The sequence below is a fragment of the Rhodococcus sp. NPDC003382 genome (genome assembly GCF_053589135.1).
Genome location: NZ_JBSFRH010000007.1, coordinates 104304 through 130662, shown reverse-complemented (window position 1 = coordinate 130662; position 26359 = coordinate 104304). Strand labels below are relative to the sequence as shown.

Here is a 26359-nt window from a genome sequence, read left to right as displayed (position 1 = left end):
GCTCAGATGCCGGGGATGAATCCCGGGTAGACGTAGTGTCCGGGACCGCCACCCGGCAGCGTCGACCCGGTGACGGCCGGGAAGTTGAACGGCAACCTCACGAGCTTGTGCGGGTTGCCGTCCCGATCGGCCTGCCAGCAGTCCATCAGCACGCCGTGGAAGGCGGTGCACACGATGCGGGTGCTGGTGCCGAACGGGGAGGTCAGCCGATCCCGGGCGACGAGCGGGTTCCAGAAGTCGGGGTTGTCCGGGGTGAGGAATCCGCTCGTCTCGTACGGACCGATGGCGCTGGGTTCGTCGGGCACCGGCGGCCATTCGTCGGCGGCAGCGATGCCCGCACCACCGACGCCGACGAGGCCGGCGCCCACCACGATCGCGACGAGACGGGCAGCACGTCGAGCAACTCTGCGCATGTTCGTGCCCACTTTTCTCCCCGACCTCGGATTGCGAACTGTCGCATCACCTTAACGGTGACGAGCGAACTCGTGCGATCTATCGGGTGAGTGCGGGCTCCGATTCGGTGGCGAGCCAGGGCAGCTTGCCGGCGAGCAGTGCGTCGACGCTGAACTTGCCGGCACCGACGACCGCGAGCAGCAGCGCACCCGCGCCGAGCGCGAGGACCAGTTCGTATCCGCCGTCGGACACCCACAGGCCGTTGCCGATGTGGGTGATGAACAGCGCGCCGATCATGTTGAGGAACAGGAGGCCGCCGACGATCGGGGTGAGCACGCCGACGATCAGCGCGAGGCCGCCGAGGACCTCGATCCAGGTCGCGAGGAAGGCGGACACCGCGGGCACCGGGGCGCCCATGGCTTCGAATCCGGCCTTGGTGCCTTCGAAGCCCCAGGAGTTGACCTTCTGCAGGCCGTGCGCGAGGAAGATGACGCCCAGCGCGATGCGGGCGAGGAGGATTCCGGTGTTGCGGACAGCGGGATTGTTCATTGCGAACCCTTCGAGACGGACGGACGCCGGCGCTCGCGCAGACACCCTTGATGGTTGATGCTTCAACTAGAAGGTACGGAGCTGAAGTTGACGTGTCAACCAAGTTCACCGGACCGTTCCACTCAGCGGTACGCCGCGCTGTTCCCCAGCCCGTACACCCCTCAGGCTGAGAGACATGTCGCAGAAAATCGATACCGACACCGCCGCGATCGGCGAGGCCGCGGAGCGCCTGCTCACCGCCGCGGCCAGCGGAGTGCCGTGCGCACCCATCCGTGACCTCATCGGAGCGACCGACATCGCGGTCGCCTACGAAGTGCAGAAACACCTCACCGAGGCGAAGCTCGCCGCGGGCGCGACGATCGTCGGCCGCAAGATCGGCCTGACGTCGCCCGCAGTACAGGCACAGCTGGGTGTCGACCGCCCCGACTTCGGTGTGCTGTTCGACGACATGGTCTACGACGAGGACACCGTCATTCCGATCTCGCGGCTGCTGCAGCCGAAGGCCGAGGCCGAGGTCGCGTTCGTGCTCGCCGAGGATCTGGCCGACGGTCCCCTCGACGTCGAGCAGGTCCGCGGCGCGGTCGCCTACGCGGTCGCCGCCCTCGAGATCGTCGACAGCCGCGTCGCCGACTGGGACATCAAGTTCGCCGACACCGTCGCCGACAACGCGTCGAGCGGCGTGTACGTTCTCGGCGGCCGGCAGGTCACGCTCGACGAGTTCGAACCCATCGCCGCCGAGATGACCATGTCGATCAACGGCGAGACCGTGTCCACCGGCAACGGCGCGGCATGCCTCGGCGACCCCCTCAACGCCCTGTCCTGGCTCGCGCGCACCGCACGCGAGTTCGGCGAACCCCTGCGCGCCGGACAGGTCGTCCTCTCCGGTGCTCTCGGCCCGATGGCGCCGCTCACCGGAGGCGACGTCGTCCGCGCCGACATCACCGGCCTCGGCTCGGTGACCGCGACGTTCTCGAAGGAGGAACAGTGACAGACACGACTCCGGCACCCGCCGGCAAGAAGACCAAGGTCGCCATCATCGGCTCGGGCAACATCGGTACCGACCTGATGATCAAGGTGATCCGCCTGAGCAACGTCCTGGAGATGGGCGCGATGGTCGGCATCGACCCCGAATCCGACGGCCTCGCCCGCGCGAAGCGCCTCGGCGTGCCCACCACCCACGAGGGCGTCGACGGCCTCATCGCCATGGACAACTTCGACGAGATCGACATCGTCTTCGACGCCACGAGCGCCAAGGCGCACATCGCGAACGCCGAGAAGCTCGCTCCGCTCGGCAAGCTCCTCGTCGACCTGACCCCCGCCGCCATCGGCCCGTTCGTGGTGCCCGCGGTGAACCTCGACGAGCACCTGTCGGCGCACAACGTCAACATGGTCACGTGCGGCGGCCAGGCCACCATCCCGATCGTCTCCGCGGTTTCGAGTGTCACCCCGGTCCCGTACGCCGAGATCGTCGCGTCGATCTCGTCGAAGTCGGCCGGTCCGGGCACGCGCGCGAACATCGACGAGTTCACCGAGACCACGTCCCACGCGATCGAGAAGGTCGGCGGCGCCGGACGCGGCAAGGCGATCATCATCCTCAACCCGGCCGAGCCGCCGCTGATCATGCGCGACACCGTGTTCTGCCTCATCGGCGATCCGTCCGAGGAGACGCACGAGCGCATCCGCGCCTCCGTGAAGGACATGGTCGCCGAGGTCGCGACCTACGTTCCGGGCTACCGCCTCAAGCAGGAAGTGCAGATCACCCCGGTTCCCGAGGACCGGCCGGTGCACACCCTCGTCGGCGACGCCGCTGTGACGCACCAGGTTTCGGTGTTCCTGGAGGTCGAGGGCGCGGCCCACTACCTGCCCGCGTACGCAGGCAATCTCGACATCATGACGTCGGCGGCACTGCGCGCCGCCGAGCGCATGGCAATCCGTACCACCTCGGAGGTGTCCGCATGACCAAGATCTTCGTCCAGGACGTCACCCTCCGTGACGGTATGCACGCCATCCGTCACCGCATCTCCCCCGAGGATGTCGGACGGATCGTCGCCGCCCTCGATGCGGCCGGGGTCGACGCCATCGAGGTCGCCCACGGCGACGGTCTCGCCGGCGGTTCGGTGAACTACGGCCCGGGCAGCAACACCGACTGGGAGTGGATCGAGGCCGCGGCAGCGCACATCGAGAACGCGCGCCTGACGACCCTGCTGCTGCCGGGCGTCGGCACGATCGCCGAACTGCGGAAGGCCTACGACCTGGGTGTCCGGTCCGTCCGTATCGCGACGCACTGCACCGAGGCCGACGTCTCCGCCCAGCACATCGCGACCGCGCGTGAACTGGGCATGGACGTCTCCGGCTTCCTCATGATGAGCCACCTCGCCGAGCCGGCGAAGCTCGCGGAGCAGGCCAAGCTCATGGAATCCTATGGCGCACACTGCGTCTACGTCACCGACTCGGGCGGCCGGCTCACCATGAACGGTGTCCGCGACCGCATCCGCGCCTACAAGGACGTTCTCGACGAGGGCACCGAGATCGGCATCCACGCCCACGAGAACCTGTCGCTGTCGGTGGCCAACTCGGTCGTCGCCGTCGAGGAGGGTGTCTACCGCGTGGACGCGTCCCTCGCGGGACACGGTGCGGGAGCGGGCAACTGCCCGATCGAACCGTTCATCGCGGTCGCGAACATCAACGGCTGGGAGCACGGCGCCGACCTGTTCGCGCTGCAGGACGCCGCCGACGACATCGTCCGTCCGCTGCAGGACCGCCCGGTCCGCGTGGACCGCGAGACGCTCACGCTCGGCTACGCCGGTGTGTACTCGAGCTTCCTGCGTCACGCCGAGGCCGCGTCCAAGCAGTACGGCGTGGACGTCCGCACGATTCTGCTCGAGGTCGGCCGCCGCCAGCTCGTCGGCGGTCAGGAGGACATGATCGTCGACATCGCGCTCGACATCGTCGCCGCCGGCAAGGCAGAGACGGTCGGCGCCGCGAGCTGAGCGCTCGATCGCGTCGAAACACGGGTGATCCCCGGTCGGATGTCCGGCCGGGGATCACCCGTTTCTGTCGGGGGTCGGTCAGCGACCGCGCGCGGCGGCCCATCCGTCCATCGCGGCGACGAACTCTCCGGAGACGGGCAGGAGGGCTACCAGATCCGCCGGACCGGGCGGCAGCGGGCCGAGTTCCTCGAGACCGTGGTTCGCGGTGGCGAAGTGCTCGAACTGCAGGTCGGTGTGCGCGAGAGCCGACCGGAGCGGCTCGACCTGCGCGCAGCTGACGTTCGTGTCCTTGTCCGAGCAGGTGAGCAGCACCGGGGTGCCGGTGGCGAGTTGCGCTGCGAGTACGGGCGGATCGAATGCGTCCGCCTCGGCGAGGAACTTGGCGTTGGCCGGGTTGAGGCCGAGCTGAGCCAGGAGCGGGTGCTGGTCGGCGGGGACGGTCCCTGTGGTCCGCAGCGATTCGACGGTGCGGGGGAGGTCGGCGCGGACCGCGTCACCGTCGGCACCGAGCTGTCCGGAATCGGCGACGGCGGTGATCTGCGCGGTCAGCAGGTCCAGGTAGCGCATCGGCAGGGGCTGCAGCAGAGCGAAACCGTTGCCGATGCCGCGGTCGGCGAGGGCGAGGGCCGTCAGCGCACCTTCGCTGTGCCCGACCACGAGGATCTCGTCGGTGGGGATCCCGGTGCGATCCGCGAGCGCGCGGGCCGCCGCCTCGGCGTGATCGACCTGTTCGGTGAAGCCGTACTCGCCGACGGTTTCGAGAGTGTAGGCCCCGAGACCTGTCTCCCCACTACCGATCTTGTCGAATCGGTAGCTGGTGATGCCATGGGCGGCAAGGACATCCGCGGTGCGGGTCAGCGTGCCGGACGCGGCGCCGGGCTGGTTGCCGTTGCGATCGGTGGGGCCGCTTCCGGGCAGTAGCAGCGCGGCCCCGGCGGTCGCGCCGTCGGGAGTGCGGAGACTGCCGTGGAAGACGGTCCCGTCGGCCTCGAAGGTCAGCGGGCTGTCGATGCCGGCAGCTTCGACAACCGACCCTGTGACCGGCAGTGCCGTCGCCGTTCCGGCGAGGAATACTCCTCCGCCGAGCACCATCAGGGGCACAGCTGCGGCGCCGATCCACCGTCGCGCGTTTCTCATGAGCCGAGCCAAGGGAAGACTCCGTTCGTGTCACTCGTGTCCGGACAGAAACAGTGCCCGGTCGGTCAGGAACGCTCCACGGTACCCAGTCGCTGCGCCCATTGCTCGGCGTCGTCCACGCCGAGGACGAGGGCATCGCGCTTGTGACCTGCGAGTTCGATGCGCACGGCGGGCTGATCCCGCCGGACGGAGACGAGCGTGTTGCGCCCGGGGGCCCGCCAGGTACCGATCTTGCGCATTCCCGGCAGTCCGAGTCCGGGGGCGCGAACTCCTCGGGCCGCGGCGAGACCGTCGGCGTGGACCTCGACGTTGCGGATCGCGCTCAGCGGCACGTCGACGTCGCCGATGAGACCGGCGATCTTCTCGAGGGTCGTGAAGCGCACCTGCAGGGTTCCGTTTGCGATCGTCATTGTTGTCATGCCCGGTATTATTCTCATTGTTGAGAACAATGTCAACCGTGAGACGATCGTCGCCGGAGGGAACACATGAGCACCGCAGAACTGCTGCTGCATCCGATACGGCTGCGGATCGTCCAGGCGCTGCTCGACGGCCGCACCGCGACCACCGCCCAGCTGCGCACCCTTCTCGACGACGTCTCCCCCGCAACCCTGTACCGGCAGATCTCGACACTCGCCGACGCGGGAGTGCTCGAGGTCGTGTCCGAGCGTCGCGTCCGGGGAACGGTCGAACGCACCTTCCGTCTCGTCGTCGAACGCGCGCAGGTGACCCGGGACGAAGCCGAGGCGATGAGCAGCGACGACCACCGGCGCGCATTCCTCGTCTTCGTCGCGCAACTGCTCGCGGACTTCGATGCCTACCTCGACGACCCTCACCGCCGAGGACTGGCCGAGGACGTCGTCGGCTACCGGCAGGTGGCTCTCGACCTGACCGACGACGAGGCGTTGTCCCTCGTCACGGAGATGGCGCAACTGCTGACGCGCTATCAGGAACTCGGTCCCGGGGAAGGGCGTCGCCGTCGACTGTTCAGCCGGATCATCATGCCGGTCGGTGGAGTCGAAGGCCGAGACGCCGATTCGGCAGCGGGAGAAGAGATTTCCTAACGGCCTTCCCGCTCTTGGTGATTGCGGACGAGTTCGCGGAAACCGATGCGTTCCCAGCCGGGGGTGGGCTGGATCCCCCACTCGTCCCGGGCGGTGTCCTTGCCCGCCGCGCCCTCCGGTGGACCGAACAGCGGATACGGGTATTCGCACTCCAGGGTGTCGTCCGAGTACCGGACCTTCATCAGTTCACTGCAGATCTCCTGGAACGACAGCTGCGGCCAGCCGTACCAGATCGCCAGCGCGGGCACCGTGAACGCGCCTTCGACGACGAGGGCGAACAGGCACACGAACACGCCGCGCTTGATCCACTTGTGCATCCGCGCGTAGGTCGGCGTGGTCCCGAGCGGCAGCTCGTCCTCGGCCGGCCTGTCCTCCGGTGATGCCTTCGTCATGCGGCTCTCCCTTCGGCATCGATCACGGGTCGTCTCAATCCGAGAAGATCTCGCGATTGACGGTGTGCAGGTATGGAATTGCGAGGAACGGGGTGATGTAGAAGATGTCGTACAGCCACCAGCCGATCACGGGCAGCACCACCCCGTCGTACCGGACGTCGGCGTACATGGTCATGTTGAACGTGTAGCCGATCCAGATGACCAGCCCCATCCAGCAGGTGACGATCATCCATTGGTGTCCCCAGCGCTTCATCTGAAGGAACGCGATCGCCGCGGCGATCCGCATCGGGAACACCGTGAGCATCAGGGCGATTTCCCAGCCCTTCTCCCCCGGACCGGCCGCACCACCGATCCACAGTTCGTTGTAGTGCCAGAAATAGCCGGCGTCGAACATGTTGCCCCACGCGGTGAGCACCACGCGGTTGATCAGGGTGTGGTTGGCGACCAGGTCGAGCGCCCACCCGATGCTGTTGAGGGCGGCGTCGAGAATGACGAGATAGCCGATGAGCGTGACGATCACGGGCCGCACCGACAATCCGGACTGCTGGGCGCGGCGTTGCAGCCACACGCCGCGCAGGAAGATCGGCAGGCCGACGATACCGAGCACGAGGGTGCCCATGAGCAGGGTGCCGGCGGTCAGCCAGTAGTCGGCGGTGCGTTGCGCGCGGCGGGACTCTTCCTGGTGTTCGTCGTATCCGACGCCGGTCGGCTCGGCTGTCCGCCGGCGGGTGAAGGTCGGAAGATTCACGGTGTCCCCCACCAGCCGCGGTCCACCGACATGTACAGCTGGATCAGGAACTGCGACAGCAGGAATCCGTACGCGAAGATCTGGAAGGCGATGAGCCCACGTTTACGACGCCGGTCCTGCTCGTTCATCGGCTCTCCTTACTCGGTCCGGATCTTCGGTTCGTGTGCGGGAAGCAGGGTCGCGGCCGCGACCTCTCGCAGTCCGCCGGTGATCGCTCCGTCGGTGCTCAGCGGCGCGAGGATCGACGCTTCGGCGGCTTCGATCTCGTTCGCACCGGCGACGACGAGCAGTGCCGCGGTGACCAGTACCCGGGTCGACGGCGGTTCGAAGTGGAAGATTTCGTCGGCGGTGCGGATGCTCGTCGCGCATGCGACGAGCCGTTCGGCGACGACACGGTCGACACCGGTTTCGGCGACGAGCAGATCGATCTCCCGTTCGGGTGTCAGGTAGTCGAGCGGCAGCGTCACGAAGCGTTGGCGGAACGACGGTTTCAGGTCCTTGAGGGAACTCCGATAGGCCGGGTTGTAGGAGCACACCAGCATGAAGGAATCGGGTGCGGGTACCACCTCACCGGCCCGGTCGAGGTAGAGGGTGCGGCGATGGTCGGTCAGCGAGTGCAGGATCGCCAGCGAGTCGTGGCGGGCCTCGACGACTTCGTCGAGGTAGCAGATCGCGCCGTCCTTGACCGCCTTCGTCAACGGCCCGTCGCGCCACACGACGTCGCCGCCGGCCACCGTGAATCTGCCCACCAGGTCGGAACTGGTGAGGTCGTCGTGGCAGCTGACGGTGACGACGGGGCGGCCGAGAAGCCCACCCATGTGCTCGACGAAGCGCGTCTTACCGCAGCCGGTCGGACCGGTCAGCATCACCGGAAGTCGCTGCCGGAAAGCGTGTTCGAACAGTTCGACTTCGTTGTCGGACGCGTAGTACACAGCGTTGTCGCTCATGCCGTCACCAGTTCCCGATGCACGTGGGCGAGCACCCGTGGGAGATGCTCGACCCGGTGGATGCGCTGGGATCGACCGGGCCCGAACACCTCCGGCAACGGATCGACCCGGGCCGGGCCGACTCCGATGTAGTACACACAGACCCCCGAGTCCTCCGCTTCCTCCACCGCGTGGGCGACGTCGGCCCAGGCGTACCGGCCCTCGTATCCCTCGTCGGACATCAGTCCGTCCCCGATCACGAGGAGCAGGCGCCGTTCCGACGGCTGGTCGAGCAACCGACGGGTCAGGTGCCGTAGCGGCGCGCCGAGCCGGGTGTAGCCGCCGGTCGTCAGACCCGACGCACTCGGCGCGACGAACCGCCGGTCGCCGAAGTCCTTCAGACAGCGCACTTCCACCCGGTGCCGCGTGTTACCGCTGAACACGAAGATTCCGTGGCGTTCACGGGTGAGCGTCATCGCGCGCGAGAGCGCGTCGGCGCACGCCAGTTCCAGCGCGAACACCTTGCCGCGGTGAACGCCGAGGGACGAGCTCCCGTCGAGCAGCAGTGCGGTGGTCACGTCGCGGGAACTCGGGAGCAGGTCCCGGAAGATCCGGGCCTCGGACGTGTGTCCGGTGATCGTGTCGACATGATGTTCGAGGTACGCGTCGACGTCCAGGTCGGCGCCGTCCTCGAGACGACTCGTCATGGCACGGTGGGTGTTCCGTTCGAACCAGCGGCGCACGTCGGCGGAGACCGGAATCGGCGCGGCGGATCGGGCGGGTGCCCGGGTCTCCAGCACCGCGACGTGGTCCGGCAGGAACGACTCACGCCACGCGTTCCACTCCGGATAGGGAATGCCGATCCTTTCGTCGGGGCGGATCTCGACGTCCTCGTCCTCGGGTCTGCTCGGCGGCGGCAGATTCGGGTTGCGGACGCCGCCGTCACCGCCGACCGGGATGGACATCAGGCGTACCGAGTCGGATCGAGGGGACGTCCACGGCATCCGTCCGTACATGCGTCCGACGGCGGCCGCCAGGGCGGTGCGGGGGCGCTCCGCCAGCGGCAGGCGACCGAGCACCGGATGCGGCGTGAGCGGTTCCCGTGACCGTGCCAGCGTGTCGGTCATCCGCAGCATGGCGACACTATCGGTGTCCCCGTCGATCGGTTCGTGTCCCGGAAGCAGCCGGATCAGATCCGGCAGCAGACCCGGCCATCGGATACCGACCCATCCCAGCGCGACGTTGCCTTCCACGACGGTGAGCGCGGTGCGTTCCCGAGCGGACAACTCGTGCAACGGATACCGGGCGATACGGTCCTTCGACGGTGAACATTGCAGTGCCACACCGCACGTCAGCGTCCTGACGGTCCAGTCTGCCACCGGAGGCGGGTACGGAACATGGACCACCCGCCGCGTGCCGCCCAGGCCGAAACTGCGCCGCTCACCGGACACGAGACGCGCATCCTGCCTCCGCCCTTCGGAGAGCGCCACCGCGGTGACGGCACAGGTCCGCTCGATCGTCAGCGGTGAGACACCCGCCGCGGTCACGTGCCGGCTCCTCCACCGGATTCGCGGTTCATGCGGGACGCGCCTAGAAGGTTCCGATATTGGAGAACACCCAGTACCAGAACGCGATGACCAGGCCCATCGCGCCCCACGCCACGATCAGTCGCAGAATGTCGAGCCACATCGTCCCACCTCCGGTCGAGCGCCCGACTCCTGCGGCTGCTCGATGCTCTCAGGACTGACTTCAGTCAGTTTATTGATCGACAGCACGCTAGGTGAGACCCGATCGGTCCTCTGTCGGAATCGGGAATTGTCTGTGATTTTTCCCAGGAACGAACTCGGTTCATCTGTGACAGGGATGCAGATTCTTTATTGACTTCGGTCAATAAGCTGAGAGGCGGGAACCACGAAGTCGAGTGTGGACCGAGGCCACGACGGGTACCTCCGTGCAATGGCACCCCTCCGTATCGTCGTCACCGGCGCCAGCGGCAGCGTCGGAACCGCCCTCCTCGCACGACTGTCGGCGCAGTCGGACGCGTACGAGGTCGTCGCCGTTGCGCGTCGGGTCCCGCCCGCGATCGGGCCGTATCGACACGCGTGCTGGCACGCGATCGACGTCGGCGACCCGGACGCGGAGGAAATGTTGTGCCGAGCCTTCGACGGTGCCGACGCCGTCGTCCACCTCGCGTGGTCATTCCAGCCCTCGCATCGTCCGGACCTCTTGCGGCGCACTGCGGTCGACGGCACCCGCGCGGTCATGGCAGCCGCGGCCAGGGCAAGTGTCGCCCAGGTGGTGCACATGTCGTCCGCTGCCGCCTATGCCCCCGGCGCATACGGCCGGACGGTCGACGAAACATGGCCGGCGACAGGCATTCCCACATCGCAGTACAGCACCGACAAGGTCGAAGCGGAAAAGATCGTCGCCGAAGCCGCACGAAAGACGGGGGCACCCGAGGTCACGGTGCTGAGGCCGGGGCTGATCGGTCAGGCCGCTGCCGGAGCGGCGCTGCGCCGGTACGCGATGCCCGCTTGGATGCCGGCAGTGGCCATGCGCGTACTCCCGGTCCTGCCGCTCGACCCGTCCGTCGCACTCCCCGCCGTGCACGCGGCGGACGTGGCCGCGGCCGTCGAACTCGCCCTCGCCGCGCCCGGCGCCGGAGTGGTGAACCTGTCCGCCGCCGACCCGGTCCGCACGGAGGTCGTCGTCGAATCTCTCGGGGTCCGGCCGTGGAGAGTCTCGCGTCGGACCCTGCGCACCCTCGCACAGGTCACCTGGCGGGCACATCTGCAACCGGTGCACGGCGGCTGGATCGATCTCGCATACGACACTCCCCTGCTCGACTGCAGCCGCGCGCAACGCGTGCTCGGCTGGTCCCCGGCCGTTTCCGGCCGGGAGGTGTGGCGGGAGACGATCGCGGGTATGCGCTCGGGTGCGAGCGGAACGGGACCGGTCCTCGGGGCCCGAAGCCCACGAGAGATGGTCGCCGACCTGGTCGCCGGCGGTACGGTCGGCATACGACGGGTGCCGTGACCAGGGCAGAGCAATCGTCGGAAGAGGTGGGACGGTGGCACGAGCAGCGGTGTGGAAGACCCGGGCGGACTGTGACCGGGTGTGGGAGGTGCTCTCCGACGGGTGGACCTTCCCCGGTTGGGTGGTGGGCGCCGCGCGGGTGCGGGCGGTCGACGCCGACTGGCCGGACCCGGGTACACGCATCCATCATTCGGTGGGGTTGTGGCCGGGGCTCCTGCACGACTCGACCGAAGTCGTCCGATCCGTCCCGCGGTCCGAACTGGTCCTGCACGCGCGTGCCTGGCCGTTCGGTGTCGCCGAGATCCTGCTGCGCCTCACCGAACGCGACGGTGGATGCGAGATCGAGATGCGCGAGCACGCGATCACCCCGCCGTGGAAGTGGCTTCCCGACCTGGTCCAGGATTGGTCGGTGTACCCGCGTAACCGGGAATGCCTGCGCCGACTGTCGTTGATCGCCGAGCACGCGACCGATCCGACGGCGGGTACGGCAGGTGAGGTGTGAGTGCGATCGCCGAACAGGTCGACGCGGTCGTCGTCGGAGCAGGCCCGAACGGACTGACCGCGGCCGCGCTGCTCGCCGACGCGGGATGGGACGTGCTGATCCTCGAAGCCCAGCCCGAGCCCGGCGGCGCGGTCCGTACCGCCGAACTGCACCCGGGTTACCGCGCCGACCTCTTCAGCGCGTTCTACCCGCTGGCTGCCGTCTCCCCCGTCTTCACCGAGCTCGACCTGCCCGCCCACGGACTGGCATGGTCCAGGGCGCCCGCGGCGTTCGGACATCCGCGTGCGCCGGAAGACGAGGACGCGGTGACGCTGCGGCCCACGGCGCAGGAAACGGCGGAGGACCTCGAGCGGCGGTGCGCCGGTGACGGGGACGCGTGGATGCGCCTGTACGAGCAGTGGACGATGGTCCGAGAGCCCTTCCTGCGCACCCTGCTCGGTCCGTTCCCGCCGATCCGGAGCCCACTCACGGCCTTGCGCCGCCTCGGCGCCGGCGAGACGCTCCGCTTCGCCCGAATGCTGGCGCTGCCGGTGCGCCGGATGGCACAGGAGCTGTTCGAGGGCGAGAGTGCGGGGCTGCTCTTCCACGGCAATGCCGCGCACGCGGACATTCCCGTCGACGCCGCCGGCAGCGGCCTGATGGGCTATCTGCTCACCATGATCGGCCAGGACGTCGGGTATCCCGTTCCGCGAGGCGGCGCGGGCGAACTGACAACCGCACTCGTACGACGCGCGACGAGCGCTGGAGCCGAATTACGTTGCGCCCGTGAGGTGGAGCGTATCGAACCGACGGGCGATGCGACGATCGTGCACACCACCGGCGGCGAGCGCATCACCGCGCGGCGGGCCGTGCTGGCCGACGTCTCGGCGACCTCGCTGTACGGGAAGCTGCTGCCGCAGGAATCCCTTCCGGACCGCGTACGGCACGACGTGCTGCGATTCGAATGGGACACCCCCGTGGTGAAGGTGAACTACGCGATGTCCCAACCCATTCCGTGGCGGTCACCGAGTCTGCGCAGCGCCGGCACCGTGCACATCGGCGCCGACAGCAACGGGCTGGTCCGCTGGGGTGCGGATCTCAGCACGGGCACGGTGCCGCGCTCACCGTTCGTGATCATCGGTCAGATGACCACCGCAGATCCCACCAGATCACCCGCGGGCACCGAAAGCGCTTGGGCGTACAGTCATCTCCCGCGTGGAATGTCGGACGACGAGGCCGGCACCCTACTCGCGCAGCGCATGGACGAGACACTCGAGGAGTACGCCCCCGGCGCGCTCGCCAACGTCGTCCATCGCAGTGTGCAGCTACCCTGCGACCTCGAGCTCGCCGACGCCAATCTCGTCGGTGGTGCGGTCAACGGGGGCACGGCGCAGCTGCACCAGCAGCTGGTGTTCCGGCCGATCCCCGGTCTCGCAGGGCCCCGCACCACGGTCGACCGGGTCTATCTCGCCGGCGCGGCGGCGCACCCCGGTGGCGGTGTGCACGGCATGTGCGGCGCGCATGCCGCCGCGGCAGCGCTGGCCGACCACGGCATCACGGGACGCCTACGCGGACGGGTTCGGGGCATGATCGCGCACGCGCTCGCCGATTAGCCTGTTCGGACGGGCAGCATCATCGGTCGCGGCAGGGCACCATGGACGGATACGCGTAACCATCAACCCGGGAGCCCCGATGCCGCCGAAGCATCCCCCGCAGTCGTCGTACCGCAACGGCATCGGCAGCGTCGCCCTGGTCACGGGCATCGTCGCGCTCGTGTTCGCGTTCGTACCGATCATCGGGGATCTCGTGACGATTCCCACGGGGATCGTGGCTGTGATATTCGGCTGGGTCGGGTTCGGCCGCGTCGAGAAGGGAATTGCGTCGAACCACCGCGAGGCGCTGACCGGTATCGCCCTGGGCACCGCGGCGCTGTTCGTCGTCTTCCTCGTCTTCGTCGCGACGCACAGTCCCGGCGGGTGACCGGCGGATCCGCACGCGCAAGGAATCCGTAAAGACCTCGGTCCCGAGCGTCAAGATTTCGCATGGATCGAGGGTCCGTGCCCTGAACGGTGCCACCGTGTGGTGACGGTGTCGACCGGCGCCGTTTCGTTTCTACGGCAAGGGAATACGAGATGGCGGACACCGCATTCGTGTTGCTGATCCTCGCGGGGTTTGGACTGTGCATGCTGACCTTGCGCGCGCTGCACTCCGGAGGTGAACAGCGATGACGTGGGCCGGGGGTACGAGCGTCGCGCTCGTGGTGATCGCAGTCGGGCTGGTGGTGTACCTGCTGGTCGCCCTGCTCGATCCGGAGAGGTTCTGAGGGTCGAATGAATCCTGCTGTTGCCGCAGGTCTGCAGATCGTTCTGGTCGTTGCGGTCCTCGCGTTGGCATACGTACCACTCGGCGACTACATGGCGCGGGTGTACACCAACGACTCGGACCCGCGGTGGAAGGATCTGCGGCTCGAGTCGCTGATCTACCGGGTGTGCCGGATCGATCCCCTGGCCGAGCAGACCTGGTTCGGGTACGCCGCGAGTGTGCTCGGCTTCTCGCTGGCCGGCGCGCTGTTCCTGTACGGGCTGCAACGCATCCAGGGTGTGCTCCCCCTCGGCAACGGCCTCGGAGCGGTCAGCCCGGCGGTCGCGTTCAACACCGCGATCTCGTTCGTCTCCAACACCGACTGGCAGTCCTACATCCCGGAGACGACGATGGGCCACCTCACCCAGTCGGCGGGGCTTGCGGTGCAGAACTTCGCGTCCGCCGCGGTCGGCATGGCGGTGGCGGTGGCCCTGATCCGCGGCCTGGTGCGGATCGGCCGGGGTGGAGAACTCGGCAACTTCTGGGTCGATCTCATCCGCGGCACACTGCGCATCCTGCTTCCCTTGGCCTTCCTCATCGCGCTGATCCTGCTCAGCCAGGGCGTGATCCAGTCGTACCGCAGCGGCTTCACCGCCACCGGGCTCGACGGGCACGTCTTCACGACGGCGCTGGCTCCGGTCGCGTCGCAGGAGGCGATCAAGGAACTCGGTACCAACGGTGGCGGCATCCTCGCCGCGAACTCCGCGCACCCGTTCGAGAACCCCACCCCGATCAGCAACATCGTCGAGGTCATCGCGATCCTGCTCATCCCGGTCGCGCTCACCCGCACGTTCGGCACCATGATCGGGAACCGCAGGCAGGGCCTGACTGTTCTTGCCGTGATGACCTTCCTCTTCGGCACCGTGCTGGCGGTGACGCTGGCCGCCGAGTCGGGAACCCGGGGCGTCGCGGCGACCGCCGCCGGCGCGATGATGGAAGGCAAGGAGGTCCGGTTCGGGATCCCGGGTTCGGCCCTGTTCGCCGTCGCGACCACGGGCACGAGCACCGGCGCTGTGAACGCCGCACACGACAGCATGTCCCCGCTGGGCGGCGGCGCCGTCCTGCTGAACATGCTGCTCGGCGAGATCGCGCCGGGCGGGGTGGGTACCGGCCTGTACGGGATGCTCGTGCTCGCGATGATCGCGGTGTTCGTCGGCGGTCTCCTCGTCGGACGTACCCCCGAGTTCCTGGGCAAGAAGCTCCGCAGACGGGAGATCACCCTCGCGGCCCTCACCGTGTTGGTGATGCCTGCGCTCGTGTTGATCGGTACCGCGATCACGGTGATCCTGCCGTCGATCACCACATATCTGGGTAGTTCCGGCGATCCGGGAACGCCGGAAGCGATCCACGGCTTCACCGAGATGCTGTATGCGTTCGCGTCGGCATCCAACAACAACGGCAGCGCATTCGGCGGGCTGACCGCCACCGGCAACTGGTTCCAGGCGTCGCTCGGCATCTGCATGCTCCTGGGCCGCTTCCTGCCCATCGTGTTCGTCCTGGCGCTCGCCGGGTCGCTCGCCACCCAACGCCGCACCCCGGCCGGTGCGGGAACACTGCCCACCACGGGATTCGCGTTCGCCGGTCTGCTGATCGGCACCACCGTTCTCGTGGCGGCACTGACCTTCTTCCCGGCACTGGCGCTGGGACCGATCGCGGAGGCACTGCAGTGACCCTCGAACTTCGACGCGACCGCGAGGTCACGCCCACCCGTCTCCAGCGGATCCAGGGAGGAGCGTTCGGCACTCGCCAGCTCGTGGGCGCGCTGCCCGACGCGCTCCGCAAACTCGACCTGCGGCACGTGGCGCGGAACCCGGTGATGTTCGTCGTGCTCGTCGGGTCGGTGATCGCCACCGTCGCGGCGATCGTCGAACCCACCCTCTTCGCCTGGTCGATCGCGGTGTGGCTGTGGTTCACGGTGTTGTTCGCCAATCTCGCCGAATCCGTCGCCGAAGGTCGAGGCAAGGCGCAGGCGGCGAGCCTGCGGCAGGCCAAGCAAGACGCTGTCGCCCGCCGAACGACCGAGTCCGGGTTCGAAAATCTGGTTCCGGCAACGGAACTGCGGGTCGGTGATCTCGTGGTCGTCGAGGCCGGGCAGATCGTTCCCGGCGACGGCGACGTGGTCGACGGAGTCGCGACGATCGACGAATCCGCCATCACCGGCGAATCCGCGCCCGTGATCCGCGAATCGGGCGGCGATCGTTGCGCGGTGACCGGCGGCACCACAGTGCTCTCCGACCGGATCATCGTGCGCATCACCGCGCCACCCGGAAAGACGTTCGTGGACAGGATGATCGCACTCGTCGAAGGCGCGGCCCGCCGCAAGACCCCCAACGAGATAGCCTTGAACATCCTGCTCGCCGCGCTCACGATCGTCTTCGTGCTCGCGGTGGTCGCGATCGCGCCCATGAGGGCGTACGCCGGTGCCGAACAGCGTCCGGTGGAACTGATCGCGCTGCTGGTGTGCCTGATCCCCACGACGATCGGCGCTCTGCTGTCGGCGATCGGCATCGCCGGCATGGACCGCCTGGTTCAACGCAATGTGCTGGCGAAGTCCGGGCGGGCCGTCGAAGCCGCAGGTGACATCGACACCCTGCTGCTCGACAAGACCGGCACCATCACGTTCGGGAATCGTCGTGCCACCGCCCTCCATCCGGCCCCGGGCATCGCCGACGACGAACTCGCGGCGTCCGCACGCCTGTCGAGTCTCGCCGACCACACCCCTGAGGGTCGCAGCATCGTCGACCTGTGCGCCGAGCACCATCACCTCGATCCGGTGCCGTCCGACGACGAGCGTGGCGCCGAGTTCGTCGCGTTCACGGCACAAACCAGGATGAGCGGCCTCGACACCACCAATCCCGCCGACGGCACACCGATCCGGATCCGCAAGGGTGCCGGCGATGCGGTGGCCCGCTGGATGCACGAGCACGACGCCGAGATTCCCTTCGCCGTAACCGATCTCGTCACCGATATCGCCCAGCGCGGCGGGACTCCCCTCGTGGTCGCTCGCAGTGCGGGCGGTGCCATGACCGTTCTCGGTGTCGTGGAACTCTCCGATGTCGTCAAACCCGGCATGGCAGAACGGTTCGCGCAGCTGCGGGCGATGGGCATCCGTACGGTGATGATCACCGGTGACAACCCGCTGACAGCGAAGGCGATCGCAGGCGAGGCCGGGGTGGACGACTTCCTCGCCGAGGCCACCCCGGAGGACAAGCTGGCGCTGATCCGCTCCGAACAGCAGGGCGGGCGACTGGTCGCGATGACCGGCGACGGCACCAACGACGCGCCCGCGCTCGCGCAGGCCGACGTCGGCGTGGCGATGAACACCGGCACCTCCGCGGCGAAGGAGGCCGGCAACATGGTCGACCTCGATTCCGACCCGACGAAGCTGATCGAGATCGTCGAGATCGGCAAACAACTGCTGATCACTCGCGGTGCACTGACCACGTTCTCGCTCGCGAACGACCTGGCCAAGTACTTCGCGATCCTGCCTGCCCTCTTCAGCGGCATCTATCCGCAACTCGCGAGGCTGAACATCATGGGGCTGGCGACCCCGCAGTCCGCGATCCTGTCGGCGGTGATCTTCAACGCCCTGGTGATCGTGGCGCTGATCCCGTTGTCGCTGAAGGGTGTCCGCTACCGCCCGTCCGGTGCGTCGGCGCTGCTGGGACGCAACCTGCTCGTGTACGGACTCGGCGGTGTCGTCACGCCCTTCGTCGGCATCTGGCTGATCGACCTCGTCGTCCGGATCGTTCCTGGAATGGGGTGACACACAATGTATTCGATGCACTTCCTCCGCCAGTTCCGTGCGGGAGCCCTGGTGCTGATCGCGCTCACCATCGCCGTCGGCGGTGTGTATCCGGCGGCGGTGTGGGCGGTGAGCCGGGTCGTCACCCCGAGCGCCGAGGGTTCGGTGCTCTCGGACGCACACGGTTGCGTCGTCGGCAGCCGCTGGATCGGGGTGGACCCCCAGGTCGCGCCGGGGCAGCCCGATCCCTACTTCCATCCGCGCGTGGTGGGGTCCGTCGCCGACGGCGACCCGTTCACACCGGGTGATCCGGCGGCGGCTGTGCCGTCCAACCTGGGGCCGAGCAGCGACGTGCTCGCCGGATTCGTCGATGCGCGCCGGGCGGCGATCGCATCCCGCGAGCAGGTCCCACCGGACCGGGTACCCGCCGATGCCGTCACCGGCTCCGGCTCGGGGATCGATCCGCAGATCTCCCCCGCCTACGCGGAGTTGCAGGTGCCGCGGGTCGCACGCGAAACCGGGCTGAGCGAGGACCGGGTTCGGGAACTGGTTGCCGAGCACACCGAGGGACGGCAGCTCGGTTTCCTCGGCGCTGCGCGAGTGGACGTGCCGGAACTGAATGTGGCACTAGGCTTGACAGCACCCGGTTGCTCGGGCGACGCAGCCGGGCCGACCGGCTCGTGAGGAGACAGATGGGCGCCACCGGCTCGCCGTCCCGGCGCGGAACGCTGCGGATCTACCTCGGTGCCGCCCCCGGCGCCGGAAAGACCTACGCGATGCTCGGAGAAGCCCACCGGCGCATCGCACGCGGCGCCGACGTCGTGGTCGCGATCGTCGACACACACGGGCGCGCACAAACTGCTCAGCAACTGGAAGGACTGGAAATCGTTCCGCCGCAACGGATCGAATACCACGGTACGGTGTTCGAGGAACTGGATCCCGAGGCGGTGCTGGAGCGTCGGCCGGCGGTGGCACTGGTCGACGAACTCGCTCACACCAATGTTCCGGGCAGCCGGCACGAGAAGCGGTGGCAGGACGTCGAGGACCTGCTCGACGCCGGTATCGATGTGCTCACCACCGTCAACATCCAGCACCTGGAGTCGCTCAACGACGTCGTCGAACAGATCACCGGGATCGTGCAACGCGAAACCATCCCGGACGAGGTGGTGCGCCGCGCCGAACAGGTCGAACTCGTCGACATCACTCCACAGGCCCTGCAGCGTCGCCTCGCGCACGGCAACGTCTACGCCCTCGACAAGGTCGACGCCGCGCTGCGCAACTACTTCCGGGAAGGGAACCTGACCGCGCTGCGCGAGATCGCTCTGCTGTGGCTCGCCGACCAGGTCGACGTGGCGCTGGCCAAGTATCGCGGCGAGCATGCGATCACCGCGACGTGGGAGGCCCGCGAGCGGGTGGTGGTCGCGGTGACCGGCGGTCCGGAATCGGAAACCCTGGTGCGGCGGGCGAGCCGGATCGCGTCCAAGGCCAGCGCGGAACTGATGGTGGTGCACGTGGTGCGCGGTGACGGGCTCGCCGGAGTGGCCGCGCCGCGAATGGGAGCGGTGCGAAGGCTGGCAACGAGCCTGGGGGCGAGCGTGCACAGCGTGGTCGGCGACGACGTGCCGGGCGCGCTGCTCGACTTCGCACGCGAGGTCAACGCGACACAACTGGTGATCGGCACGTCCCGGCACTCGCGATGGGCGCGCATCGTCGACGAGGGAATCGGTGCGGCGGTGGTGCGCCGATCCGGGAAGATCGACGTGCACATGGTCACCCACGAACACACCGCCCCCATCGCGCGGGTGGCGTTCACCGGCCGCCGCGGCCGGCGGTTGCAATCCTGGATCGCTGCATTCGCCATCCCCCTGGGCGTCACCGGACTGCTGGCCGGTGTCGACCGGTTCACCGGCATCGCCGGGCAGAACGCCCTGTACTTCATCGTCGTCCTGGCCGTCGCGCTGTTCGGCGGCATCGGCCCGGCGATCGTCGCGGCGCTGTTGTCCGGACTGCTGCTCAACTTCTTCTTCACCGAGCCCCTCTACAGCTTCACCATCGCCGAACCCGACAACTTCGTCACCACCGTCGTGCTGCTCGTCGTCGCCGTGGCGGTTGCCGCGCTCGTCGATGCCGCCGCCGCGCGCACCCGCGAAGCGCGGCTGGCCTCCCAGGAAGCCGAACTGCTCGCGGTGTTCGCCGGCGCGGTCCTCCGCGGCGCCGATGTGCCCCGTCTGCTCGAGAAGGTCCGGGAGACGTACGCGCAGCACGGGGTGAGCCTGATCCGCACGGACAGCGATCCGCCACCGGTACTCGGATCGGCCGGATCGACACCCCCGGCGACGGTCGAGACCGCGGACACCGTCTGCGTGGTGGAGGACAGTCCCTACGCGCTTCTCCTCGGCGGACCTCGGCTGCGCGCGCGGGACCGCCGGATCCTCACGGCGGTGGCCGGGCAGGCCGCTGCCCTGATCCGGCAGCAGGAACTCGCCGCCGAAGCCGCACGGGCGTCGGCGCTGGCGGAGACCGACCGCATGCGGCGGCTGCTGCTCTCCGCCGTCAGCCACGACCTGCGTACCCCGCTCGCCGCGGTCAAGGCCGCCGTGTCGAGCCTGCGGAGCACCGACGTCGAGTTCTCCCCGGAGGACACCGCCGAGCTGCTCGCCACGATCGAGGAATCCACCGATCAGCTCACCCGCCTGGTGACGAACCTGCTCGACTCCTCCCGGCTCGCCGCCGGCGTCGTCTCCCCGATCCTCGCGCCGGTCTACCTCGACGAGGTGGTGCACGGTGCGGTGACGACGCTGACCGGCGGCGGGCCGGACACCGGCGTCCGGGAGAGAATCGACATCGACATCGACGACACCGTCGTCGAGGCCGACGCTGCGCTGCTCGAACGAGTCCTCGCGAATCTGCTCGACAATGCCTTGCGCTACGCCCCCTCCGGACCGGTCCGCGTCGGCGCCGGCCCATCCGGTGACCGGATCACGATCACTGTCGCCGACCATGGACCGGGACTCACCCTCCGCGACGGATCCGGCGACGTCTTCACCCGGTTTCCGCGGGCAGGCGACCAGCACAGCAGGGGCGGGGCGGGTCTCGGGTTGACCGTCGCCCGCGGATTCGTCGAGGCGATGGGCGGTAGCATCACCACCACCGATACTCCCGGCGGCGGGACCACCGTGATCGTCGAACTCGCCGCGCCCGCGAAGGAACACCCGTGACCCGCATTCTCGTCGTCGACGATGAACCCCAGATCCTGCGGGCGTTGCGTATCAACCTCACCGCCCGCGGTTACGAGGTCGTCACCGCCGCCGACGGCGCCGGGGCACTACGCGCGGCCGCGCAACGGCATCCCGATGTCATTGTGCTCGATCTGGGACTGCCGGACCTCGACGGTATCGAGGTACTCGCCGGGTTGAGGGGGTGGTGCACCGCGCCGGTGATCGTGCTGTCCGCTCGCACCGACTCGGCCGACAAGGTCGCCGCTCTCGACACCGGCGCCGACGACTACGTGACGAAGCCGTTCGGGATGGAGGAGTTCCTCGCCCGTATCCGCGCCGCGGCACGCCGCGGGGCCGCGGCTCCGGACGCGAACGAACCGACCGTCGAGACAGGGGATTTCACCGTCGATCTTGCAGCCAAGAAGGTGACACGCGACGGTGTACAGGTGCATCTGACGCCTACGGAGTGGGGCATGCTCGAGATGCTCGTGCGCAATCGCGGCAAGCTGGTCGGTCAGCGCGAGTTGCTCACCGAGTTGTGGGGTCCGACCTATCTTGATCAAACACATTACCTCCGTGTGTATCTCGCTCAGCTACGCCACAAACTCGAACCCGATCCCGCGCACCCTCGACACTTGATCACCGAATCGGGACGCGGGTACCGGTTCGAGGCCTAGCGTCGAAGTTCGGACCGGGGCGCAATCCTACGCGAGAGGGGATGCGGGAAAAGGACAATCGCCGCATACCCCACCGGACGGGGTGCGGTAGAACAGGCAGCAACTGCGGCGGCGACCCGATTCCGGATCCAGCGCGGCCCCGAGCCGCGGATCGCAGAACAGCGGGGCGGTGATCGCATCGGCTTCCGCATCGAGAACCTCACCGGTGCCGCGCAGAGCGGATGCGGCATTGCCCCACAACAGTCCCGGGGCGACGATGTCTCTCCACGCGTCGATCAACGGCGCGAGCTGACCATCAAGGACCTCCGCCACTGCCGATCCACCGAAACACGGTTGCCGGATGTGCAGGTTCAGCGCTCCGGAGTCACTGCGCCACAACAGCCCTTCAGCATCGAGACTGACGCAGCGACCCGCGACGAGGACCGAGCCGACCGCGACCGACCACAGCCGTGCGGCATATCCGAAGAACACGGTCGATGCGGCGACACGAGTTTCGGTCACGCCCATCCGTTCGGCGGTGGACGCGACGAGGTCGTCGCGGACGGCAGGGTCACGCAGCGTCGCCGTCGGCTGCCAGGTCCCGGTGGGCACCGGTCCGGTACCCACCGTGAAGTAGGCGCCGTAGGCGGTGAGCCTGTCGAGCGTCGTGGTTGCGTCCAGGTCAGGCATGTCCGATCTCCGCGTCGATGTCGGACGCCATTGTGCCGGACGCCCTGAAGGCGGTGGACGCGGCGACCGTGTGTCACACGTCGAAGAGACGGAACTGGGATTGCTGGGCGCGCGCATCCGTGTCCTCGCGGTATCGCTCGGCCATGGCTTGCGCGAGCGATACGTCGCAGCCGAGTTCCTCGGCCACCGCGGTCCAGTCGTGCCCTGCCTGGCTGAGCTGCCACGCCAGCTCGTGCAACTGTTCGTCCATCTCCATCTCGCTGCCCCTCGCAGGTCCGGATGTGTGGTGCGCTTCCGGTACGGTAGCCCGCGCGGAACCGTTCCGGGCGGTAACATGCCGACGCAAGCTCACCGAAGTGTGTCCGGGGCTGTGCGCCTGCGGGTTACGATGCTGACACCCATCCACTCTTCCGAGGTGATCGGAGCCGGCATGAGCAAGCTCGAGAACTCGCTGTCCGAGGATGAATACGTTCTGGTTCGGGAAACCAAGAAGTCGCAGATGGCGGATCTCGACGAGGACGCCCTGATCGACCTGCACAGCCGGGTTCGCCGGGCTCGCAACAAGTACGTGAAGTTGTACCGCCGGGCCGGAGCCGAGAAGGTGGACAAGAAGAAGTCCCGGGCGACGGGCCGGTCGGCGAACCAGCGTAACGCCGGTAAGGCCGAGGTGTTCGAGGACGCGCTGGCCCGGGTGAGCCGACGGCTCGGCGCGGTGGCCCGGCAGTCCGCCGAAACACTCAAGCAGGAGCGGCTGGCCCTCTCCCGGGTCGACTCCCCGGTCGCCGGCGACGGCGTCGCGGGCCAGGGCAAGGTGAAGTCCTCGGGGAAGATTCGTGTCGATTCGACGCGGGAGTCGTCCGGCCGCAAGAAGTACGAGGCGTCGAGCATCGCTGCCGGTGCCCGTCGGCAGGCCAAGAAGGACAAGAAGAAGAGCTGACGGTTCCGGCTACTCGAACGCCGCGGCGAAACCGATTATCCCACAGACGATCACGAAGTCGATCGCCAGCAGTGGCCAGAGGAAGCGGAGATAGCGGTCGTACCCGACCTTCGCCATCGCGAGTCCACCGACGACGACGACGTTGGTCGGGGCGACCAGCAGCATCAGTCCGTGACCCATCTGGAATGCGGTGATGACCAGATCCCGTCCGACACCGGCGAAATCACCGAGCGGGGCGAGCAGCGGCATCGCCAACGTCGCATGCCCCGACGAGGACGGGATCAGGAACGCCAGCGGAATGTTCACGACCGTCACGAGAATCGCGAACACGGCCGAGGACGCGCCGCTGACCAACTGCTCCATCGCATTCAGGACGGTGTCGAGGGTTTCGGTGTTGTTCAGGATCACCGACACTCCGCGGGCGAGCATGATGACGATCGCGGGGCCGACCATGTCTCCCGCGCCCTGGGTGATGAGCGAGACGATCTTCTTCTCCCCCATGCGAGCGACGAGACCGACGACCAGCGCGGCGAATACGAACAGCATCGCCAGTTCCGGGAACCACCAGTTCAGTTCGAACCAGTAGGGCTCCGTCGCTGTTTCGTGGTACTGCTCGTATTCTGCGGGCCCGGGATCCGCACCGAAGATCGCCGACCACGGGATCACCGCGAAGATCATCAACCCGAACGTGAAGACGGTGATCGCGAGCACCGATTTCTGTACGCCCGAAAGCTTCTCGTCGGGCGGCGGTTCGTTCTCTGCGGCACCGGGCTCGATGTCGGTGGCGGAGTCTGTTTCGGAGTCGAATCCGACGAGCGAGCGGGACGGATCACGCTGGACGCGGCGCGCGTAGCGCACGACGAACACGACGGCCACGGCGGTGAGCACGACCCACAGCAGCACGCGCAGGACGATGCCGTCACCGATCGACACCCCCGCCTCTCCGGACGCGACACCGATCGAGAACGGATTGACCGTCGAGGCCATCGTTCCGGTCAGGGCACCCACGATGATCGTTGCGGCAGCGACCATCCGGTCGTATCCGAGGGCCAGCATCAACGGCACGATGAGGGCATAGAAGCCGAAGGTCTCGACGGAGAACCCCATCGTGGAACCCAGCAACGAGAACAACGTCATGATGACGGCGATGAGCAGCCATCCCCGATCCCCGAGTCGCGCACCGAGTCCGCTCACCGCGACCTCGAGGCTGCGCGTGGCGAAGCTGACCGAGATGAACGCGCCGAGCGCCATGATGAACAGCACCACCCCGACCGAACCGAAGAGTCGGCCGAGGTTGTCGGGATCGACGAATCCGCTTATCGGATCCTGTATCCCGTAGAGTCCGTTGACCGGGGAGAGGATCAGCTCGCGCACCCGCTCGCCGAACGTCAGTGGCGAGTCGATCTGCTCGAACGAACCGGGTATCGGTGCGCCGTCTTCGTCCGTCGCGAAGCGGCCGGGCGGGATCACCAGGGCGGCCAGCCACACCACGACGGTGACGAGCGCGAGCACCGTGATCGAGCCCGGGAACTCGAACTTCTTCTTCGCGGGTGCGGCGGATTCGGTGTCGGCGCTCATGGCTGCTCCCGGTAGCGGCGGGCGAACTCCTCGAAGAACAAGGCCTTCGCGACGACGGCTTTTTCGAGTTCGTCGATCAGGACGCGTTCGTTGGGACCGTGGATGTTGGCGTAGCCGTCGGTCGCCCCGAAGAGAAGCTTCTCGGCGCGCGGCACGGCTTCGTGCAGTGCCATGACGAGGGGGATCGAACCGCCACCGGCCAGCAGACCCGCGGAGGTTCCCCAGGCCTTCTCCAGGGCGCTGATCGCCGCGTCGAACGCGGGTCCACCGGTTCCGGCCGCGAAACCGTTTCCGGTCTCCCCGGCGGTGACCACGAGTCTCTGTCCGAGGGGGCGCAGCGCTTCGAGATGCCGGATCAGGGCGTCCTGCGCCTCCTCCGCATCCTGTTCGGGGTGCACACGAAGGTTCAACGATGCGCGCGCCGAGCCGGCGACCGCGTTGACGGCGCCGTCGACCGAGGGCGCGTCGAATCCGGTGACGGTGATGGCGGGGCCCGACCAGATCCGTTCACCCAGGCCGCCCGTACCGAGAAGGGGACGGCCCTCGAGTACCTCGGCGAGATCGCGGAACTCCTCGTCCGTGTACGACACGCCCGTCCACTCCTCGCGCCGGAGACCGTCGACCGCGACGTTGCCGTCCTCGTCGTGCAGCGTGGCGAGTGCGTGGATCAGCGCGAGGCGCGCGTCGGGTGCGGCGCCGCCATACAGGCCGCTGTGCTTGTCGGCGGCGAGGGTCTCGATCGCGACGGTCACGGACGCAGATCCGCGCAGTGCCACGGTCAGCGTCGGGGATCCGGGGCGGACGCTGCCGACGTCGGCGATCACCATGGCGTCGGATTCGAACACTTCCGGCGCCTGCACGGGATAGAAGTCGAACGGGCTGCCCACCTCCTCCTGACCTTCGAGGACGATGCGCAGTGTCACCGGCGGCTTGCCGTCGTAGATGCGGAGTGCGCCGATGATTCCGATGATGTTGGCCTTCGAGTCTGCGGTACCGCGACCGTAGATCGCGCCGTCCCGCTCCTCCGGCTCGAACGGCGGGCTCTCCCACAGATCGGTGTCGTCGGCGGGAACGACGTCGTAGTGCGTGTACAGCAGGACCGTCGGTGCGCCTTCCGGGCCGGGGACGGTCGCGACGATCACCGGCGCCGTCTTGCCCTCGATCACCAGGTCGTCGATCTGTTCGACGCCTGCGTCCCGCAACAGCCGAACGACCAGATCGTGCGCCTCGAAGAGCGGTTCCGGTGGATAACCGGCGGCGGAGATCGACGGAATCCGTACCAGCCGGCACAGATCGGAGACCAGTTCGGGCATGAGTCTCGCCGCAGCATCCTCGACGGGCTCGGATATCCGATTGCGTGAATCAGACATGCCTACCTCGATCCGTGTAGGAAATGTGCGACCCACCGGAGTATGGCACCGAACCCGTTGCCGATCCGGCATTTTGGGCGCGGTGGCCACC

General features: G+C 68.0%; 28 protein-coding genes. 15 read left to right on the top strand and 13 right to left on the bottom strand.

All coding sequences use genetic code 11. The annotated features are described in order from the left end of the window. Positions 1-2: 2 nt before the first annotated feature. A complete protein-coding gene (locus ACWDUD_RS07640; RefSeq protein WP_450108924.1) occupies positions 3-413 on the bottom strand; it encodes a hypothetical protein in 411 nt (136 codons plus the stop codon). A 79-nt stretch (positions 414-492) separates the two neighbouring features. Next, positions 493-942 (bottom strand): DoxX family protein, encoded by a 450-nt coding sequence (locus tag ACWDUD_RS07635; RefSeq protein WP_450108923.1) that lies wholly within the window; start codon positions 940-942, stop codon positions 493-495. Between the two features lie 175 nt (positions 943-1117). Here ACWDUD_RS07635 and ACWDUD_RS07630 point away from each other — a divergent pair, with 175 nt between their 5' ends. From ACWDUD_RS07630 to dmpG, 3 genes are read left to right on the top strand one after another with little or no spacing between them, the layout of a single operon-like run. Further along, positions 1118-1930 carry a 2-keto-4-pentenoate hydratase gene (locus ACWDUD_RS07630; RefSeq protein ID WP_197252704.1) on the top strand — a complete coding sequence of 271 codons (813 nt, stop codon included), beginning with the start codon at positions 1118-1120 and terminating at the stop codon, positions 1928-1930. Continuing rightward, positions 1927-2901, top strand: coding sequence for an acetaldehyde dehydrogenase (acetylating) (locus tag ACWDUD_RS07625; protein WP_197252703.1), 975 nt, complete (start codon positions 1927-1929; stop codon positions 2899-2901). Before ACWDUD_RS07630 ends, ACWDUD_RS07625 begins: the two co-directional genes overlap by 4 nt. Continuing rightward, a complete protein-coding gene (gene dmpG, locus ACWDUD_RS07620; RefSeq protein ID WP_197252702.1) occupies positions 2898-3932 on the top strand; it encodes a 4-hydroxy-2-oxovalerate aldolase in 1035 nt (344 codons plus the stop codon). Before ACWDUD_RS07625 ends, dmpG begins: the two co-directional genes overlap by 4 nt. A 78-nt stretch (positions 3933-4010) precedes the next feature. Here the strand turns inward: dmpG and ACWDUD_RS07615 are convergent, their stop codons facing one another. Then, positions 4011-5069, bottom strand: coding sequence for an alpha/beta hydrolase (locus ACWDUD_RS07615; RefSeq protein WP_450108922.1), 1059 nt, complete (start codon positions 5067-5069; stop codon positions 4011-4013). A 65-nt stretch (positions 5070-5134) separates the two neighbouring features. Next, the gene (locus tag ACWDUD_RS07610; RefSeq protein WP_197252701.1) at positions 5135-5488 is read right to left on the bottom strand and encodes a hypothetical protein; all 354 of its coding nucleotides are present in this window, start codon (positions 5486-5488) and stop codon (positions 5135-5137) included. Positions 5489-5554: 66 nt separating this feature from the next. On the opposite strand from ACWDUD_RS07610, the gene ACWDUD_RS07605 reads away from it, so the two are divergent. Further along, positions 5555-6130: a helix-turn-helix domain-containing protein gene (locus tag ACWDUD_RS07605; protein WP_450108921.1), complete on the top strand. Its 576-nt coding sequence runs from the start codon at positions 5555-5557 to the stop codon at positions 6128-6130. Here the strand turns inward: ACWDUD_RS07605 and ACWDUD_RS07600 are convergent. Genes ACWDUD_RS07600 through ACWDUD_RS07580 form a run of 5 tightly spaced genes read right to left on the bottom strand, consistent with a single transcriptional unit; the run spans position 6127 to position 9743 of the window. After that, positions 6127-6522: a hypothetical protein gene (locus ACWDUD_RS07600; protein WP_450108920.1), complete on the bottom strand. Its 396-nt coding sequence runs from the start codon at positions 6520-6522 to the stop codon at positions 6127-6129. The two genes, ACWDUD_RS07605 and ACWDUD_RS07600, sit on opposite strands and share 4 nt — an antisense overlap. A 34-nt stretch (positions 6523-6556) precedes the next feature. Beyond that, a complete protein-coding gene (locus ACWDUD_RS07595; protein ID WP_450108919.1) occupies positions 6557-7270 on the bottom strand; it encodes a hypothetical protein in 714 nt (237 codons plus the stop codon). Further along, positions 7267-7398, bottom strand: a complete 132-nt coding sequence (locus tag ACWDUD_RS07590; protein ID WP_420749674.1) for a hypothetical protein — start codon at positions 7396-7398, stop codon at positions 7267-7269. The genes ACWDUD_RS07595 and ACWDUD_RS07590 overlap by 4 nt, the downstream gene beginning before the upstream one ends. 9 nt (positions 7399-7407) lie before the next feature. After that, positions 7408-8217 (bottom strand): AAA family ATPase, encoded by an 810-nt coding sequence (locus tag ACWDUD_RS07585; protein WP_450108918.1) that lies wholly within the window; start codon positions 8215-8217, stop codon positions 7408-7410. Continuing rightward, positions 8214-9743 carry a VWA domain-containing protein gene (locus ACWDUD_RS07580; protein ID WP_450108917.1) on the bottom strand — a complete coding sequence of 510 codons (1530 nt, stop codon included), beginning with the start codon at positions 9741-9743 and terminating at the stop codon, positions 8214-8216. Before ACWDUD_RS07580 ends, ACWDUD_RS07585 begins: the two co-directional genes overlap by 4 nt. A 409-nt stretch (positions 9744-10152) precedes the next feature. On the opposite strand from ACWDUD_RS07580, the gene ACWDUD_RS07575 reads away from it, so the two are divergent. From ACWDUD_RS07575 to ACWDUD_RS07530, 10 genes are all read left to right on the top strand, one after another. Continuing rightward, the gene (locus ACWDUD_RS07575) at positions 10153-11232 is read left to right on the top strand and encodes an NAD-dependent epimerase/dehydratase family protein (RefSeq protein WP_450108916.1); all 1080 of its coding nucleotides are present in this window, start codon (positions 10153-10155) and stop codon (positions 11230-11232) included. Positions 11233-11266: 34 nt separating this feature from the next. Next, complete coding sequence (locus ACWDUD_RS07570; RefSeq protein WP_248674693.1) at positions 11267-11734, top strand: SRPBCC family protein; 468 nt, start codon at positions 11267-11269, stop codon at positions 11732-11734. Further along, the gene (locus ACWDUD_RS07565) at positions 11731-13326 is read left to right on the top strand and encodes a phytoene desaturase family protein (protein WP_450108915.1); all 1596 of its coding nucleotides are present in this window, start codon (positions 11731-11733) and stop codon (positions 13324-13326) included. Before ACWDUD_RS07570 ends, ACWDUD_RS07565 begins: the two co-directional genes overlap by 4 nt. 79 nt (positions 13327-13405) lie before the next feature. Further along, positions 13406-13693 carry a hypothetical protein gene (locus ACWDUD_RS07560; protein WP_450108914.1) on the top strand — a complete coding sequence of 96 codons (288 nt, stop codon included), beginning with the start codon at positions 13406-13408 and terminating at the stop codon, positions 13691-13693. 244 nt (positions 13694-13937) lie between these two features. Further along, positions 13938-14036, top strand: a complete 99-nt coding sequence (gene kdpF, locus ACWDUD_RS07555; protein ID WP_450108913.1) for a K(+)-transporting ATPase subunit F — start codon at positions 13938-13940, stop codon at positions 14034-14036. Positions 14037-14043: 7 nt separating this feature from the next. Then, positions 14044-15744, top strand: a complete 1701-nt coding sequence (kdpA, locus tag ACWDUD_RS07550; RefSeq protein WP_450108912.1) for a potassium-transporting ATPase subunit KdpA — start codon at positions 14044-14046, stop codon at positions 15742-15744. Positions 15745-15794: 50 nt separating this feature from the next. Beyond that, the gene (kdpB, locus tag ACWDUD_RS07545; RefSeq protein ID WP_450108952.1) at positions 15795-17840 is read left to right on the top strand and encodes a potassium-transporting ATPase subunit KdpB; all 2046 of its coding nucleotides are present in this window, start codon (positions 15795-15797) and stop codon (positions 17838-17840) included. Positions 17841-17846: 6 nt separating this feature from the next. Beyond that, positions 17847-18503, top strand: coding sequence for a potassium-transporting ATPase subunit C (locus tag ACWDUD_RS07540; RefSeq protein WP_450108911.1), 657 nt, complete (start codon positions 17847-17849; stop codon positions 18501-18503). Between the two features lie 8 nt (positions 18504-18511). Next, positions 18512-21037, top strand: coding sequence for a DUF4118 domain-containing protein (locus ACWDUD_RS07535; RefSeq protein WP_450108910.1), 2526 nt, complete (start codon positions 18512-18514; stop codon positions 21035-21037). Then, positions 21034-21714, top strand: coding sequence for a response regulator (locus ACWDUD_RS07530; RefSeq protein ID WP_248674682.1), 681 nt, complete (start codon positions 21034-21036; stop codon positions 21712-21714). The genes ACWDUD_RS07535 and ACWDUD_RS07530 overlap by 4 nt, the downstream gene beginning before the upstream one ends. A 27-nt stretch (positions 21715-21741) precedes the next feature. On the opposite strand, the gene ACWDUD_RS07525 is transcribed toward ACWDUD_RS07530, so the two are convergent. Then, a complete protein-coding gene (locus ACWDUD_RS07525; protein ID WP_450108909.1) occupies positions 21742-22383 on the bottom strand; it encodes a (2Fe-2S)-binding protein in 642 nt (213 codons plus the stop codon). A 73-nt stretch (positions 22384-22456) separates the two neighbouring features. Continuing rightward, positions 22457-22639: a hypothetical protein gene (locus ACWDUD_RS07520; protein ID WP_450108908.1), complete on the bottom strand. Its 183-nt coding sequence runs from the start codon at positions 22637-22639 to the stop codon at positions 22457-22459. 174 nt (positions 22640-22813) lie between these two features. Here ACWDUD_RS07520 and ACWDUD_RS07515 point away from each other — a divergent pair, with 174 nt between their 5' ends. Beyond that, a complete protein-coding gene (locus ACWDUD_RS07515; RefSeq protein WP_450108907.1) occupies positions 22814-23320 on the top strand; it encodes a hypothetical protein in 507 nt (168 codons plus the stop codon). A gap of 9 nt (positions 23321-23329) precedes the next feature. Here ACWDUD_RS07515 and ACWDUD_RS07510 read toward each other — a convergent pair whose 3' ends face one another. Together ACWDUD_RS07510 and ACWDUD_RS07505 are read right to left on the bottom strand one after the other, a co-directional pair. Then, complete coding sequence (locus tag ACWDUD_RS07510; RefSeq protein ID WP_450108906.1) at positions 23330-24898, bottom strand: YfcC family protein; 1569 nt, start codon at positions 24896-24898, stop codon at positions 23330-23332. Continuing rightward, complete coding sequence (locus ACWDUD_RS07505) at positions 24895-26268, bottom strand: M20/M25/M40 family metallo-hydrolase (RefSeq protein ID WP_450108905.1); 1374 nt, start codon at positions 26266-26268, stop codon at positions 24895-24897. The genes ACWDUD_RS07510 and ACWDUD_RS07505 overlap by 4 nt, the downstream gene beginning before the upstream one ends. Positions 26269-26359 lie beyond the last annotated feature (91 nt).

Excerpts from the sequence above, each read along its gene's own strand:
- ACWDUD_RS07560 (WP_450108914.1), top strand. The coding sequence starts at position 13,406 with ATGCCGCCGAAGCATCCCCCGCAGTCGTCGTACCGCAACGGCATCGGC.
- ACWDUD_RS07585 (WP_450108918.1), bottom strand. The coding sequence starts at position 8,217 with ATGAGCGACAACGCTGTGTACTACGCGTCCGACAACGAAGTCGAACTG.
- dmpG (WP_197252702.1), top strand. The coding sequence starts at position 2,898 with ATGACCAAGATCTTCGTCCAGGACGTCACCCTCCGTGACGGTATGCAC.
- ACWDUD_RS07635 (WP_450108923.1), bottom strand. The coding sequence starts at position 942 with ATGAACAATCCCGCTGTCCGCAACACCGGAATCCTCCTCGCCCGCATC.
- kdpF (WP_450108913.1), top strand. The coding sequence starts at position 13,938 with ATGACGTGGGCCGGGGGTACGAGCGTCGCGCTCGTGGTGATCGCAGTC.
- ACWDUD_RS07505 (WP_450108905.1), bottom strand. The coding sequence starts at position 26,268 with ATGTCTGATTCACGCAATCGGATATCCGAGCCCGTCGAGGATGCTGCG.
- ACWDUD_RS07515 (WP_450108907.1), top strand. The coding sequence starts at position 22,814 with ATGAGCAAGCTCGAGAACTCGCTGTCCGAGGATGAATACGTTCTGGTT.
- ACWDUD_RS07605 (WP_450108921.1), top strand. The coding sequence starts at position 5,555 with ATGAGCACCGCAGAACTGCTGCTGCATCCGATACGGCTGCGGATCGTC.
- ACWDUD_RS07640 (WP_450108924.1), bottom strand. The coding sequence starts at position 413 with ATGCGCAGAGTTGCTCGACGTGCTGCCCGTCTCGTCGCGATCGTGGTG.
- ACWDUD_RS07615 (WP_450108922.1), bottom strand. The coding sequence starts at position 5,069 with ATGAGAAACGCGCGACGGTGGATCGGCGCCGCAGCTGTGCCCCTGATG.
- ACWDUD_RS07590 (WP_420749674.1), bottom strand. The coding sequence starts at position 7,398 with ATGAACGAGCAGGACCGGCGTCGTAAACGTGGGCTCATCGCCTTCCAG.
- ACWDUD_RS07525 (WP_450108909.1), bottom strand. The coding sequence starts at position 22,383 with ATGCCTGACCTGGACGCAACCACGACGCTCGACAGGCTCACCGCCTAC.
- ACWDUD_RS07575 (WP_450108916.1), top strand. The coding sequence starts at position 10,153 with ATGGCACCCCTCCGTATCGTCGTCACCGGCGCCAGCGGCAGCGTCGGA.
- ACWDUD_RS07510 (WP_450108906.1), bottom strand. The coding sequence starts at position 24,898 with ATGAGCGCCGACACCGAATCCGCCGCACCCGCGAAGAAGAAGTTCGAG.
- ACWDUD_RS07600 (WP_450108920.1), bottom strand. The coding sequence starts at position 6,522 with ATGACGAAGGCATCACCGGAGGACAGGCCGGCCGAGGACGAGCTGCCG.
- ACWDUD_RS07540 (WP_450108911.1), top strand. The coding sequence starts at position 17,847 with ATGTATTCGATGCACTTCCTCCGCCAGTTCCGTGCGGGAGCCCTGGTG.
- ACWDUD_RS07610 (WP_197252701.1), bottom strand. The coding sequence starts at position 5,488 with ATGACAACAATGACGATCGCAAACGGAACCCTGCAGGTGCGCTTCACG.
- kdpA (WP_450108912.1), top strand. The coding sequence starts at position 14,044 with ATGAATCCTGCTGTTGCCGCAGGTCTGCAGATCGTTCTGGTCGTTGCG.
- ACWDUD_RS07630 (WP_197252704.1), top strand. The coding sequence starts at position 1,118 with ATGTCGCAGAAAATCGATACCGACACCGCCGCGATCGGCGAGGCCGCG.
- ACWDUD_RS07535 (WP_450108910.1), top strand. The coding sequence starts at position 18,512 with ATGGGCGCCACCGGCTCGCCGTCCCGGCGCGGAACGCTGCGGATCTAC.
- ACWDUD_RS07520 (WP_450108908.1), bottom strand. The coding sequence starts at position 22,639 with ATGGAGATGGACGAACAGTTGCACGAGCTGGCGTGGCAGCTCAGCCAG.